12 protein-coding genes are annotated in these 12,901 nt (G+C 69.4%); 4 read left to right on the top strand and 8 right to left on the bottom strand.

Going from position 1 to position 12,901, the window contains the following annotated elements; translation table 11 throughout:
• Positions 1 to 34: 34 nt before the first annotated feature.
• Both KCG34_RS18305 and KCG34_RS18300 read right to left on the bottom strand, forming a co-directional pair.
• The gene (locus tag KCG34_RS18305; RefSeq protein ID WP_249138071.1) at positions 35 to 2,545 is read right to left on the bottom strand and encodes a zinc-dependent metalloprotease; all 2,511 of its coding nucleotides are present in this window, start codon (positions 2,543 to 2,545) and stop codon (positions 35 to 37) included.
• A 23-nt stretch (positions 2,546 to 2,568) separates the two neighbouring features.
• Positions 2,569 to 4,617: an alpha/beta hydrolase domain-containing protein gene (locus KCG34_RS18300; RefSeq protein WP_211937056.1), complete on the bottom strand. Its 2,049-nt coding sequence runs from the start codon at positions 4,615 to 4,617 to the stop codon at positions 2,569 to 2,571.
• A 187-nt stretch (positions 4,618 to 4,804) separates the two neighbouring features.
• On the opposite strand from KCG34_RS18300, the gene KCG34_RS18295 reads away from it, so the two are divergent.
• A complete protein-coding gene (locus KCG34_RS18295) occupies positions 4,805 to 5,188 on the top strand; it encodes a group II truncated hemoglobin (RefSeq protein WP_211937055.1) in 384 nt (127 codons plus the stop codon).
• A gap of 167 nt (positions 5,189 to 5,355) precedes the next feature.
• Here the strand turns inward: KCG34_RS18295 and KCG34_RS18290 are convergent, their stop codons facing one another.
• The gene (locus KCG34_RS18290; RefSeq protein WP_211937054.1) at positions 5,356 to 5,970 is read right to left on the bottom strand and encodes an SRPBCC family protein; all 615 of its coding nucleotides are present in this window, start codon (positions 5,968 to 5,970) and stop codon (positions 5,356 to 5,358) included.
• A gap of 68 nt (positions 5,971 to 6,038) precedes the next feature.
• Positions 6,039 to 7,979 carry an acetate--CoA ligase gene (gene acs, locus KCG34_RS18285; RefSeq protein ID WP_211937053.1) on the bottom strand — a complete coding sequence of 647 codons (1,941 nt, stop codon included), beginning with the start codon at positions 7,977 to 7,979 and terminating at the stop codon, positions 6,039 to 6,041.
• Between the two features lie 129 nt (positions 7,980 to 8,108).
• On the opposite strand from acs, the gene KCG34_RS18280 reads away from it, so the two are divergent.
• The 3 genes from KCG34_RS18280 to KCG34_RS18270 all read left to right on the top strand — a co-directional run bounded on the left by KCG34_RS18280 (position 8,109) and on the right by KCG34_RS18270 (position 10,186).
• Entirely contained in the window at positions 8,109 to 8,858 is a 750-nt protein-coding gene (locus KCG34_RS18280; protein WP_211937052.1) for a creatininase family protein, read from the top strand.
• Between the two features lie 267 nt (positions 8,859 to 9,125).
• A complete protein-coding gene (locus KCG34_RS18275) occupies positions 9,126 to 9,314 on the top strand; it encodes a hypothetical protein (RefSeq protein WP_211937051.1) in 189 nt (62 codons plus the stop codon).
• A gap of 206 nt (positions 9,315 to 9,520) precedes the next feature.
• Positions 9,521 to 10,186: a dihydrofolate reductase family protein gene (locus KCG34_RS18270; RefSeq protein WP_211937050.1), complete on the top strand. Its 666-nt coding sequence runs from the start codon at positions 9,521 to 9,523 to the stop codon at positions 10,184 to 10,186.
• 28 nt (positions 10,187 to 10,214) lie between these two features.
• On the opposite strand, the gene KCG34_RS18265 is transcribed toward KCG34_RS18270, so the two are convergent.
• The 4 genes from KCG34_RS18265 to KCG34_RS18250 are packed head-to-tail and all read right to left on the bottom strand — an operon-like array spanning position 10,215 to position 12,856.
• Positions 10,215 to 10,904, bottom strand: a complete 690-nt coding sequence (locus KCG34_RS18265) for a hypothetical protein (RefSeq protein WP_211937049.1) — start codon at positions 10,902 to 10,904, stop codon at positions 10,215 to 10,217.
• Positions 10,901 to 12,169 carry a cation:proton antiporter gene (locus KCG34_RS18260; RefSeq protein WP_211937048.1) on the bottom strand — a complete coding sequence of 423 codons (1,269 nt, stop codon included), beginning with the start codon at positions 12,167 to 12,169 and terminating at the stop codon, positions 10,901 to 10,903. Before KCG34_RS18260 ends, KCG34_RS18265 begins: the two co-directional genes overlap by 4 nt.
• A gap of 52 nt (positions 12,170 to 12,221) precedes the next feature.
• Positions 12,222 to 12,572: a Rieske (2Fe-2S) protein gene (locus KCG34_RS18255; protein ID WP_211937047.1), complete on the bottom strand. Its 351-nt coding sequence runs from the start codon at positions 12,570 to 12,572 to the stop codon at positions 12,222 to 12,224.
• Positions 12,569 to 12,856 (bottom strand): YciI family protein, encoded by a 288-nt coding sequence (locus tag KCG34_RS18250; protein ID WP_211937046.1) that lies wholly within the window; start codon positions 12,854 to 12,856, stop codon positions 12,569 to 12,571. Before KCG34_RS18250 ends, KCG34_RS18255 begins: the two co-directional genes overlap by 4 nt.
• Positions 12,857 to 12,901: the final 45 nt, after the last annotated feature.

The raw sequence follows: 12,901 nt of genomic DNA, 5'->3' as shown, positions 1-12,901 counted from the left end.
CTCGCGAACAGCGCCTTGCGGCGTCTTTGAAAATCTATTGGCCAGGCCCGGCGAACCAGTCGTCCTCGCCGATCGGCATGCCGGGCGGAGGCTCGACCTTGCGCGCCATATCCGCCTCGGCGAGGGCCTTCAGCCGCGCCGGGGCCGGGTCCAGCAGCATGGCGGCGAACCAGCGAGCGTCGGCGCTTTTGCCGCCTTCCAGCCGGTGGCCGAGGTCGGTCAGGGCGGCGCGGATCTCGGCCGCGGCGGTGGGCGAGAGGGTCTTGTCCTGCAGGTCGATGGCCAAGCGCGCGACCAGCCGGGCCTGGACGCGGCGGCGGATCACCGCGCGCGAGCCGCTGTCCGGCGCCCCAGGGAAAGCGGCTGTGATCGACTGGCCGAGCAACTCCGCCAGGCCGAGCTGGCCGGGATCGCGGCCGCCCTGGTCGGCGACGCGGTTCAGCCGCGACGGATTGAGCAGGTCGCCCCAGGTGATATCTGCGGCGGCTTCGGCGGCCGTGGCCAGGTCGAACACCGGCGTCTGCGACGAGCCGAACACCTCGACATCGAAGGCCTTGTCGCGGTCGATCGGCTCGCCGGCCGAGAGCAGGTTGATCAGCGGCGCCGGCAGATCCAGCACCTGCGGGTCGACGGTGGCCAACAGCGCCGCCAGCGCCCGCCTCTGCTCCGAACCCGGAACAACGGTCGAGACCGGCCCCGTATCGCCCTGGACCGGATAGTTGAAATCGACCCCGCCGACCTTCTTGGCCACCGCGTCGACCTGGTAGCGGTGGAACAGATAGATCGGCACGATGATCCGCTTGAGGTCCGCCACCGGCTGGCCCGCCGGCAGGTTCTTCAAGCCGAAGCGATCCAGGGCGATCCTGCGCACCGCCAGCACGTGGGACAGCTCGGCCACCGAGTCCGGCCCGTCATCCCAGAGCGCGCCGGCCGGATTGGCCGAGGCGGTCGGGCGTGCGTCGGGATCAGAGACGAACTTCAGGCCGTGCGCGTAGCCGTCCCTAACGATGGCGGCGAGTTCGGCGTCCTGGTTCGCGCCCGGCGCGGCCTCGTCATAGAGCCAGCGGATGGCGAAGCGGTCCCAGGCGCCGATACCGACGCGATACGCGTCGCTGAAGTCGAGGCTGTCGCCGGCGATCTTCACCCGCGGCGAGGGGTAGTCCATCACCGACTCCCGGTCGCCGAAGTTCGAGGCGGCGAAATTGTGCTCCAGCCCCAGGGCGTGGCCGGTCTCGTGCACCGACAGCTGGCGCAGGCGCATCAGCGAGACGCGGATCGGATCGTCCTGGGCGCCGCTGCCGGTCTTGTCCGCGCCCACGAGGCCCTCGAAGATCAGCCGATCCTGGCGCACCCTCTGCGAGCCCAGGATCACCGCACCCTTGACGATCTCGCCCGTGCGCGGGTCGACGATGTTCATGCCCAGCGACCAGCCACGGGTCTGGCGATGCACCCAGTTGATCACGTTGTAGCGGGCGTCCAGCGGGCTGATCCCCTCGGGCAGCACCTTGACCTGGAAGGCGTCGATGAACCCCGCCTCCTCGAAGGCCTTGGACCACCAGGACGCCCCCTCGACCAGGGCCGAGCGGATCGGCTCGGGTGCAGCGCGGTCGACATAGAAGACGATCGGCTTCTTGACCCGCGAGCGGGCGGCGGTCGGATCGACTTTCTCCAGCCGGAACCGGTGCGCCAGCCGGGCGACCAGGGGTTGGCCCAGAGGCATGCTGTAGTCGGCCACCAGGCTCGCAATGGCCCCGGTGCGCGGATCGGAGAGGCGCGGGACATAGCCCGGCTCCGGCAGCCTGATCAGCGAATAGTGCTCGATCAGGGTGATGTTGTGCGGGGCTGGCACGATTCCGGTGACCTCGGGGCCGGGTTCGTCGCCGACCAGGGTCTGGTGCGCCTCCAGCTCGACATTCTCAGGGAACACCTGGCTTTCGCCGACATCGGGGTAGCTGAGCGCGGCATCGGTGTGGAAGGCGCCCTGGCCGGCCTGCTTCAGCGCGTCGATGGCGCCGAAGCCGTCGCGGGCCAGGAAGGAGGAGAGATCGACCAGGGCCGCGCCGTTCTCGCCCAGGGCCAGGATATCGCCCGCCCAGATGCTGGAAGAGGCGAAGGAATCCCGCACCGCCTGGGCTTCGTCGGCCGAGCCGTGGTCAGCGCGAAAGCCGCTGTTCTCGACATTGACGACGATCCGCCCGCCGGCGCGCTGGAAGGCGAGGATCTGGGTGTCGACCGGCATCGAGCGGTCGAGGCCCACAGGCGTCGAGCCCAGGCCGGCGCGCAGATAGACCTGGTAGAGATAGCGGCCATAGGTGCCGTCGCCACCCGAGGGCTTGAGCACCGCCAGCACCCGCCCGCACTCGCGGTCCAGATAGACGGGGAACAGGCCTTCCTTGCGCTCGAGGCCCTGGGTCGCGGCTTCGATCGTGGTTCCGCTGGGCGCCGGGCAGATCGAGGCGGCCATGGAGGGGCGGGCGATCAGGACGCCGAGCGCCAGGGCGGCCCAGGCGAGGCGCCCGCAAGCGCCGCTGAGGTCTTTGGACAAGTCTTCACTCCGGGTGCGGACGATCATGGGAACAGATAGCGGCAGCTCTTGTCGGCCGGGTCGTGGGCCAGGATCCGGTCGTAGAGGCCGAGGTTCTCGGCCACGGTCCGCTCCACGTCCTCGGGCGCCAGGAAGCCGGCCGCCAGTTGGCGCGCCGCAGCGGCTCTGAGCTTGGCCTCAAGATCGGCGCGGGTGGGATAGCGGGTCTGAAGGCTGGGCCGTGGGTCGCCGGCCGCCGCGCGCTCGGCCTCAGTGCGCGCGAAGGGCTGGAAGCTGCCGTCGAACCGCGCCGTGGCCCAGGGAAAGCCGGTTTCCGCCGCCCGTTCGTTCCAGCTGGTATGGGTTCCGAGCGGAACCTGCAGCTCGACCAACCGCACGCCGCCGCGGTCGTTGCCGTCCGCGTCCGGCGCGGGGACGCGCGTTTCATAGGCCAGGCCATGGGTTGGCGGGACCTTGTCGGCTATGCCCTCGGCGGCGAAGCGGGAGCCGAAGTCCAGCCGCGGCTCACGCAGATTCTGTTCCGGCGGCGAGAGCCCGATCCCCTTGGGGAAGGTGGTGCGATAGGCTTCGACCGTGGTCAGGGTCCCATCGCTCAGCCTCGGATAGGCGCTGGTCGGCGGCGCAGCCTCGCCGCCGACCCAGCGGTCCAGGTCCAGGATCAGGGCGCGCATGGCCAGATAGTGGTCGGTGGTGGAGACGCAGTTCACGTAAGGCGCCCGCGCGGGCGAGCGGCCGACATAGTGCTGGGCGCCCATGAACGCGTAGAGGCGCACATCGTCTGCTGGCGGAACATCCGCCGCGCCATCCGGGGTGGTGGCCACTAGCGAGGCGCCACGGTTCCAGAACTCGGTCGAGGTATTGGCGACGAACAGCTTGGGCAGATGGCCTTGCGCGTCGCGGGCCTTGTCCAGGGTCGAGGCGGTCAGGCCGCTGACGGGATCGCGCGCGGGCGTGGAGGTGAAGGGGAAGGCGTCGGCGGGATAGTCGTGCTCCTCCAGCATCGAGGGATGGCGGGTCGGCTGGACGAAGCGGCTGTTGAACCCGGCCGAGCCGCCGGCGCCCGGCACCTGCATATAGGCGCCGTCGAAGGCCAGCTTGCCCTGCTCGTCCACATCCAGTCCGTCGTGCAGCATGCGCCCGATCAGCCGGCCGGACTGGCTGATGCCGAAGATTAGGATCCGCCGGGGCGGCGGCGCGCCCTCCAGAGGATGGTCGCGCATCCAGCTCAGGAGGTCGCGGATGCCGGCCAGGCCCGCGGCGGTGACCCTGGGGTCCTTGGCCTGATAGGTCAGCTCGTAGATCACACCCGGCTTGAAGCCGCCCTGCAGGGTCACCCGGCCCGGGCCGCCCGCCTGCTCGGCCGGCAGGAACTTCCACAGGGCGCGGTCGATGGGCCGACGCGGATCATCGGGACGCGCGCGCATCGTCAGCACCGCCGCCGGATCGTCCGGCGTCGCCGGCTCATAGGTCAGGCCGCGCATCCCGGCATAGGTCGCGACGTCTGTCGGGGCTGAAACGGTGAACTCATTCTCCACGGGCCCGGTGACGCCTTTGGCGACCGGAGGATCGAACACCAGCGGTTTCACACCCGGCGGCGGGGGCGCCACGTCCCAGGTCCAGGCCGAGAACAAGAGGGAAAAGCCGTGCCGCATCAGAAATCCGTCGCCGGCGTCGGCGGCGGTGGCGGGGTCATTGTTCGCCGCTCCCCGGCCGTCGATCTGGCCGAGGATGGCGATGTTGCCGCGGTTGTTGACGTCGTAGATCAGGGTGGTCGGCAGGGCCTTGACCGGCCGGAGCAGGATGAACGGGCTGGAGAACACCACCCGACCCCTGGCGTCGCGCGGCGCCAGCTTCAGGTCGACGACGGCGGCGTTGCGCGGATCCTCCGGGTTCAGCGCGAACCAGGCGACGCCCTTGATCTTCTCGTAAGGCCCCGCGGCGCCGAATCTAACGCCCGGGGCGAAGGCCGTGCGCTCGGTGACCTCGATGCGCTCCACCGCCGACGCGGCCGGGCGCGCGACCAGGGCGGCGGCGCAGAACGCCAGGCCTGCCCAGAGACCATGCTTGTGCAAACCCCGGCCTCCCCTCGTTGCGCTCAACCCTGGGCGGCGATGCTGCAGCTTGATAGGCGCTCGCAGGAGTCGGTGAAAGGGGCTGGGCCCAGTTTTCGTCGGCCGGGAGGGCTGATCTGGATCAGCGCCTGTCGGCGCGCAGCCGGGCCATCTGATCGGTTGTGGCGCCCATCCGGAAAGGCGGAGCATGAGTGAAGTTGCGGCGACGACGCCGTTCGAGATCATCGGCGAGCGGCAGGGTGTCCAGGCGGTGGTCGACCGGTTCTACGACCTGATGGACCAGGAGCCGGCCTATGCCGCCCTGCGCGCGCTGCACGGCGCCGATCTCGCGCCCATGCGCCAGTCCCTGACCGGCTTTCTGGCCGGCTGGCTGGGCGGCCCGCGCGACTGGTTCGCCGCCCGACCCGGCGCCTGCATCATGTCGCTGCATGCCCGCGCCGGCGTGACCCCCGAGACGGCGCGGCAATGGACCGAGGCCATGGCGCGGGCGCTGGAGGACTGCGGCGTCGACCCGGCCCTGCGCCAGCGGATGAACGACGCCTTCGGGCGGTTGGCGATGGGGATGGCGTAAGGGGGCGGCCTGGCGGCGCTGACACACCGATCAGCCGGGACGAGGAGATCGTGCGGAGCTTTGCGGGTTCGGCACGGGCCGAGAAGCCACCCTGGGGACACGCACCTTTGGCGCATGTCCCCGCGAAGCCGCGCCGTTGCCGGCGGTCCCACCGCCGCTGAGGGCCGTTAGCGCCCGCCTGCCCCCATCCGGACTCCCGACCCATCCTCCGCCAAAGACCCCGCCCGCGCCTCGCACGCATCCCGCAAGTTCGCGAGCGTCTTCGGCATGTCCCGCCGGAGCACGGTCCGCACCAACGGGCCGGGGGCGATGAAGGAGGCGGTGACCCGGCTCTCGTAGAGCACGCGCGTGCGCGCGCCGCCGGCCAGGGACTGCAGCCGCCATTCGCCTTGCAGCAGCTTCAGGTCGCCGGCGATGCTGTGGAAGTCGATCCGGCCGGTCGGTTCGTAGTCGGCATGGACCACGGTGCGGACACCGGGCAGAAGGCCGCCGCGGCTGATCTGCTCGCGCTCGTCCCAGCGGCCGCCGGGGTCGCGGCGCAGGATGCGGCAGCTCTTCAGGTTGACCATCAGTCGCGGCGCCCCGGCGCAATCCACCAGCACGCGCCAGACCGTGGCCGGCGGGGCGTCTATGTCGACCGCGCCCCGGATGAGGCCCGAAGCGCCGTGGGGATCGGCGGTCACCTCGACAGCCGGGGCGGGCTCAGTGGCTCCAGCCGCGCCGCTGACGCAAGCGGCGACGAACAGCAGGGCCGGCGCGCAAAGCCGCCGCAATCGGACCATGGCCTCACTCCCGCGCCCCACGAGCCTCTATACGTCGGCTCATCGGCGCCGGATTTGGCGAGCCGTCCTCAGGCCCCCGCGCGGTTCTTCACCAGGTCCTCGACCACGGACGGATCGGCCAGGGTGGTGGTGTCACCGAGGTTGGTCACATCGTTCTCGGCCACCTTGCGCAGGATGCGGCGCATGATCTTGCCCGAGCGGGTCTTGGGCAGGCCCGGCGCCCACTGGATCACGTCCGGCGCCGCGAAGGGGCCGATCTCCTGGCGCACCCATTTGATCAGCGCGGCTCTGAGCTCGTCGCTGGGCTTGGCCTCGACCGTCAGGGTGACATAGGCGTAGATGCCCTGGCCCTTGATGTCGTGCGGATAGCCGACCACCGCCGCCTCGGCCACCGTGTGGTGGGCCACCAGCGCGCTCTCGATCTCGGCTGTGCCCAGGCGGTGGCCGGAGACGTTGATCACGTCGTCCACGCGGCCGGTGATCCAGTAGTAGCCGTCGGCGTCGCGGCGGCAGCCGTCGCCGGTGAAGTACTTGCCGGGATAGGTGGTGAAATAGGTGGTGATGAACCGCTCGTGGTCGCCATAGACCGTGCGCATCTGCCCCGGCCAGCTGTCGGTGATGCAGAGGTTGCCGTCCGTGGCGCCCTCCAGCACCTTCCCGTCAGCGTCCACCAGCTGCAGCTTGACCCCCGGCAGGGGCTTGGTCGCGGAGCCGGGCTTCAGCGCCGTGGCGCCCGGCAGGGGAGCCACCAGGGCGGCGCCGGTCTCGGTCTGCCACCAGGTGTCGACGATCGGGCAGCGGCCCTCGCCGACCACGCGGTGGTACCACAGCCAGGCCTCGGGATTGATCGGCTCGCCGACGGTGCCCAGCAGGCGCAGCGACTTGCGGCTGGTCTTCTTCACCGGCTCCTCGCCTTCCCGCATCAGGGCGCGCAAGGCGGTGGGGGCGGTGTAGAAGATCTCGACCTGGTGCTTGTCGATCACCTCCCAGAACCTGGAGGTGGTCGGATAGTTGGGCACGCCTTCGAAGATCAGGCTGGTCGCGCCGTTGGCCAGGGGGCCATAGACGATGTAGCTGTGACCGGTGACCCAGCCGACGTCGGCGGTGCACCAGAAGATCTCGCCCGGGCGATAGTCGAACACCGCCTCGTGGGTATAGGCGGCCCAGGTCAGATAGCCGCCGGTGGTATGCAAGACGCCCTTGGGCTTACCGGTCGAGCCGGAGGTGTAAAGGATGAACAGTGGATCCTCCGCGCCCATCGGCTCGGGCGGGCAGTCGGCGGAGACCTTGGCCTTTTCCTCGTCATAGGCGAAGTCGCGGCCTGGCTTCATGAACACCTTGGCCCCGGTGCGCTTGACCACGAGCACGGTGCGCACGTCCGGGCACTGGGTCAGGGCCAGGTCGACGTTCTGCTTCAGGGGTACTATCTTGCCGCCGCGCAGGCCCTCGTCGGCGGTGATGATCACCGTGGACTGGCAGTCCTGCACCCGGCCGGCGATGGAGTCGGGCGAGAAGCCGCCGAACACCACCGAATGCACCGCCCCGATGCGGGCGCAGGCCAGCATGGCGAAGGCCGCCTCGGGGATCATCGGCAGGTAGATGGTGACCCGGTCGCCCTTCCTGACCCCGTGGCTTTTGAGCACATTGGCCATGCGGCAGGTCTCGGCATGGGCCTCGGCGTAGGTGATCTTGCGGCTGTCGGCCGGATCGTCGCCCTCCCAGATGAAGGCGATGTCGTTGGCGCGGGCGGGAAGGTGCCGGTCGAGGCAATTGGCCGATGCGTTCAGGACGCCGTCGGCGAACCAGCGGATGCGGAAGTCCTCGCGATTGTAGGAAACGTCCTTGACCACGGTGAACGGCTTGATCCAGTCGAGCCGCCCGGCGATCTCGCGCCAATAGCCCTCCGGGTCCTCTTCGACCCGTTTCAGGGCGGCCTCGTAGCCGGCCGCATCGATCCTGGCGCGTTTGGCCCAGGCCTCGGGGACAGGAAAGACCTCGGGCTGGCTCATCGGATGCTCCCTGGATTTGGTTTGCGGCACGAGTAGCCGCAGGCGGGCGCCCGACGCAAGGGCGCCATCGTCGTAGACAGCGGGGCAGGGATACGGATTAGGTGGCGGCCTTCATTCGAGGTTCCCAACATGCTGCTGCACCTGTCCACCTGGTCCGAGATCGAAGCCTTTCTGGAGCGATCCAAGACCGTGGTGGTGCCGATCGGCTCCAACGAGCAGCATGGGCCCACGGGGCTCTTGGGGACCGACTGGCTGTGCCCGGAGATCATCGCCCACCATGCCCAGAAGAGCGGAGACATCCTGGTGGCCCCGACCTTCAACATCGGCATGGCCCAGCATCACCTGGGCTTTCCGGGCACCATCTCGCTGCGCCCCTCGACCTTCATCGCCGCTATCGGCGACTGGGTGCGATCCCTGGGCGCGCATGGCTTCGAGAAGATCTATTTCCTCAATGGCCACGGCGGCAACGTCGCCACCATCGAGGCGGCTTTCTCCGAGCTTTACGCCGCCGCGAGCTTCGAGAAACGCAAGTCGCGCGTGGTGCTGAAACTTAAGAACTGGTGGGACCTGGCTGGCGTGAACGCCCTGGCCATGCGGCAATTCCCGGTCGGCCACGGCAGTCATGCGACCCCTTCCGAGATCGCCATCACCCAGTGGGCCTATCCCGAGCACATCAAGGCGGCCAACTACGCGCCCCAGATCGCTCCCACCGGCCCGATCCGCGAAGCCGCCGACTTCCGCGCCCGCTTCCCCGATGGCCGCATGGGCTCGGACCCGGGCCTGGCGACCCCGGAAAAGGGCGGCGAACTGGTCGAGCTGGCCGCCAAGGGCCTGATCGCAGACGTGGCCGCGTTCGCAGCGGAGACCCGGCCGGGGTGAGCATTAGCCCCCTTGCATCACGCCTTGATAGATTCACGCGACAAACCCGCCAAATCGCGCCACAATTCATTTAGTGACCCGTGCAGATTCGACGCGCCGCGTCGTTCGCGACCGCGTCTTTAAGAGATCCGTAGCTGTGGCGTTGAGCGGCGGATCTGCCGGCGGCGATTGAAGTAGAGGCGCGGCCGCCCCATGTCCTGTACCGGAAACCTGTCCTGCACCCGAAATAAAAGGCGGCGCTAACAGAGTCAGTCAAAAGGGAAGAAGATGAAGCCTGCGTTGCATCACCCCGACACTCACGCCCATAGCGATCACCACGCCAAGTCCTGGAAGGTCGCGGAACTCTTCGAAAAGTATCTGGGAGCCGCGATCGCGATCGGCGTGATCGTGTTGCTCGCGGGCCTGTTCTACGCCCTGACGAGCACCGGCTCTGGAACGCCCACCTGGATGCGCTGACGGCGGTCCTCTGACCGGGATCTGTCGCGTCGCCAGCCGGGCCATCGCCTGAAGCTGGAAAGCGGCAGCGTTTGATTTCGCCTGAACCTTAGGGCGCGGGGCGGTTCGCCGCCCCGCGCGACGGGCGGTCCGGAAAAATATCCGGGCCGGTGTCGGAACCTCGTGGCGCAGGGCGTCCTAGGTGGGGGCATGCCCGGAGATGCGTCATGAGAAAAGTTATAGCGGCCGCGTTCGTGAGCCTGGACGGGGTCATGCAGGCCCCCGGCGGGCCTGAGGAGGATCCCACGGGAGGGTTCGCCCAGGGCGGCTGGACCTTCGGCTATTGGGACGATGCGATGGGCCAGTTCATGGGCGAGACCTTTTCGCGCCCGTTCGACCTGCTGCTCGGGCGCAAGACCTATGAGATCTTCGCGGCGCACTGGCCATACGCCGATCCCGCCGATCCGGTGACTGAGCGCTTCAACGCGGTGACCAAGTATGTGGCCACATCTTCACCCGAACCTCTGGCCTGGGCCAATTCGGTCTCCCTGGGGGCGAATGCAGCGGCGGAGGTTGCGCGGCTGAAGCAGACGGACGGCCCCGACCTTCTGACCCAGGGCAGCAGCGTTTTGTTGCAAGCCCTGTTCGCCGGTGACCTGATCGACGAGCTGCGATTGATGACCTTTCCGGTGATCCTGGGCCGCGGCAAGCGGGTGTTTGGTTCGGGAGTGAAGCCGTCAGGACTGAAGCTAGAGACGGCCACGACCTCCTCGACCGGCGTGGTCCTCAGCGTCTATCGCCCCGCCGGCGAGGTCCGCACCGGATCGTTCCAGCTGGCGGAGCCGTCGGAGGCTGAACTTGCACGCCGAGAGCGGATGCGCCGCGAGAACTAGGCCGGCCGCCGACGCCGGCGCTGTCCGCCTACAGCCCCGCCACGGGCGCGTGGGCGCAGTCGGGATCGAGCGGGCAGGCCAGGCATTGCGGCTTGCTGCGCTTGCACAGCGCCCGGCCGTGGTCGCGCAGGGCGAGATAGGCCCGCATCAGCCAGTCGCGGTCGGGCTGGCCGAAGGTCGCCAGCACCTCGACCGCTGCCCGATAGGAGGCCGAGTAGGATTTCTGCTCGGCGAAGAAACCCTGCCGGGCCAGGGTGCGCACGCCGTTGGACTCCAGCGCCGGCCGGGGCGCCACGCCAGCGAACAGCAGCACCTTGTCGGCGCCAGGATCGGCGATGGTCGGGTAATGCTTCAAGAGGGCGCGAGCCCTTGTCAGGGGCAGGCGTTGCAGCGTCGCCAGCAGGTCCCCACCGGCCTGGGCCAGGGTGATCTCGGCGATGGTCCGCCAGCGCTCGACACGGATCTCGGGCCGCATGCCGCCGCGCTGGGCGATCGGCATCAGGCGCTTTGGGTCGGCCTTCAGGATCGCCTGCGGGTCCAGGCCGATCTCGGCCCTGAAGGTCTCGAACAGGACGGCGCGGCGGTCGTCGTCGATCAGATAGCCGATGTTTTCCCAGAGGATCTGCTGCAGCGGATCGGTCAGCGGCTCGCCGGGCGGATAGAGGGCCGCCAGGCGCTCCACCGCTTCGATCAGGCTGATCCTGGCCTTTCCGCTCATGAGCTCTCCAGCGGGCGGCCGTAGCCCAGGCGGACGATGATGCGCTCCAGGGTCAGGCTCTGGAAGATGACCGAGAACACCACCACCACATAGGTCGCCGCCAGGATGATCGCGCGCTCGGGCGAGGGCGCCAGGGACAGGGCCATGGCCACCGATAGCCCCCCTCGCACCCCGGCCCAGGTCAGCACGGCCACCAGGCCCGGCTTGACCCCGCCGTCCACGGCCGCCAGCAGGGCCGCGGGTCCCGCCAGCGAGGCCCAGCGGGCCAGGAACACCAGGGGGATGGCCGCCGCGGCCAAACTGTCGGTCTGGCGGTCGTAGCGCAAGCCGAACACTTCCAGGCCCAGCAGCAGGAACAACAGCCCGTTCAGGTTCTCATCGACGATGGTCCAGAAGGCGCGGGTATAGCGGCGCGTCTCCGCGCTCATGGTCTCCCGCGCGCTATGGCGGCCGAGCATCAGGCCAGCCACCACCACTGCGATTGGGCCCGACAGGCCCAGGGCCTGGGACAGGGCGTAGGTTCCGGTGGAGAGCGCCAGGGTGATGCCGACCTCGACCGCATAGTCGTCGATGGCGCGCATGGCCCGGATCGCCACGAGCCCGGCCAGCAGGCCCAGCGCGCCCCCGCCCCCCGCCTCGACCAACACCCGCCCGGCGAGGCTCAGGGGCGTCGCCGCGCCGCCGCCGGTCGCCAGGGCCACAGCCGCGCCGAACAGCACCACCCCCACCCCGTCGTTGAACAGGGCCTCGCCCTCGATCAGGGCGCGGATGTCGGGCACGAGGCTGGTGCGCTTCAGCGCCGCGAGCACGCCGACCGGATCAGTAGGACTGATCAGAACGCCGAACACCAGCGCCCAGGCGAAGGAGAGGCGTATGCCGCCCCAGCCGCCGATCAGCCAGAAGCCGCCGCCGACCACCGCCGCCGACACCACCACGCCCAGGGTCGCCAGCACGGCTGCGGTCCAGCCCCGTCGGCGCAGGGCTTCGAAATCCACGTGCATGGCGCCGGCGAACAGCAGGTAGGCCAGCATGAACTGCAGGACGGCGGCGGAGAAATCCACCTGGCGCACCACCTGCTCGATCACCGCGCCGACACCGAGGCCTGGCGCGATCCGATCGATCCCGACCAGCGCCAGCGTGCCGACCAGGCCCACGACCAGCATGGCCACGCCCGCTGGCAGGCGCACGAGCTTGAGGTTCAGCCAGCCGATCGCTGCGGCGAGGCTGAGGAAGATCGCGGCCAAGTCGAACAGCGAAAGGCTCATGGCCTAGGTGCTGGCCTTTCCCCGCGCCGCATTCAACCGAAATCGGCGCTTCTCAGCCCGCCACCACCTGATCGCCCTCGACCCGCACGGGCCATGGCTCAAGCGCACGGCCGGCGCAGGGGCCGCCCAGGCAGAGGCCGTCCTCGATGCGGAACATGGCTCCGTGGGCCGAGCACAGGATCAGGTCGCCGTCACGGGTCAGGAAGCGGTCCGGCATCAGCGCCAGGGGCATGCCGGCGTGGGGGCAGCGGTCGACATAGCCATGGATGCGCCCGTCCCGCCGAACGACGAAGCCGGCGAACAGACGGTCGCCGCTGCGGAACACGAAGCCCCTGGACCCGGGCTCGGCGATCTCGTCCAGGCCGCAGAGCCGCGTTCCGGCCGGCGGCTGGGCCGGATTCACGCAAAGCCGCCCACGGTCACCCGCCAGGGCTGCACGGTCACGCTCTCGAACAGGCCGGCGGTGCGATAGGGATCGGCGGCGGAGAAGGCCTCCACCTCGGCCGCATTTTCGGCCTCGATGACGAACATGGAGCCCTTCATCTGCTCGGCCGCGTCCAGCAGGGGGCCGGCGACCTTGATGCGGCGGAGGTTCTCGCGGACATAGGCCAGGTGCGCCTCACGCGTCGCCATGCGCAGGTCGAGGGCGCCGGCCTTGTCGAGGCAGGTGAGGACGAACAGGGCCATGGCGGAACTCCTAAAGGGTCTTGGTGGGCCGCCGGAAAGGGCCGT

The organism is Phenylobacterium montanum (assembly GCF_018135625.1).
Taxonomy (GTDB): Bacteria; Pseudomonadota; Alphaproteobacteria; order Caulobacterales; family Caulobacteraceae; genus Poindextera; species Poindextera montana.
This window is presented reverse-complemented; position numbering and strand designations above follow the sequence as displayed.

Bases quoted from the DNA above. Each gene is read 5' to 3' on its own strand.
- KCG34_RS18295 (WP_211937055.1), top strand. From the start codon at position 4,805: ATGAGTGAAGTTGCGGCGACGACGCCGTTCGAGATCATCGGCGAGCGG.
- KCG34_RS18290 (WP_211937054.1), bottom strand. From the start codon at position 5,970: ATGGTCCGATTGCGGCGGCTTTGCGCGCCGGCCCTGCTGTTCGTCGCC.
- acs (WP_211937053.1), bottom strand. From the start codon at position 7,979: ATGAGCCAGCCCGAGGTCTTTCCTGTCCCCGAGGCCTGGGCCAAACGC.
- KCG34_RS18280 (WP_211937052.1), top strand. From the start codon at position 8,109: ATGCTGCTGCACCTGTCCACCTGGTCCGAGATCGAAGCCTTTCTGGAG.
- KCG34_RS18275 (WP_211937051.1), top strand. From the start codon at position 9,126: ATGAAGCCTGCGTTGCATCACCCCGACACTCACGCCCATAGCGATCAC.
- KCG34_RS18270 (WP_211937050.1), top strand. From the start codon at position 9,521: ATGAGAAAAGTTATAGCGGCCGCGTTCGTGAGCCTGGACGGGGTCATG.
- KCG34_RS18265 (WP_211937049.1), bottom strand. From the start codon at position 10,904: ATGAGCGGAAAGGCCAGGATCAGCCTGATCGAAGCGGTGGAGCGCCTG.
- KCG34_RS18260 (WP_211937048.1), bottom strand. From the start codon at position 12,169: ATGAGCCTTTCGCTGTTCGACTTGGCCGCGATCTTCCTCAGCCTCGCC.
- KCG34_RS18250 (WP_211937046.1), bottom strand. From the start codon at position 12,856: ATGGCCCTGTTCGTCCTCACCTGCCTCGACAAGGCCGGCGCCCTCGAC.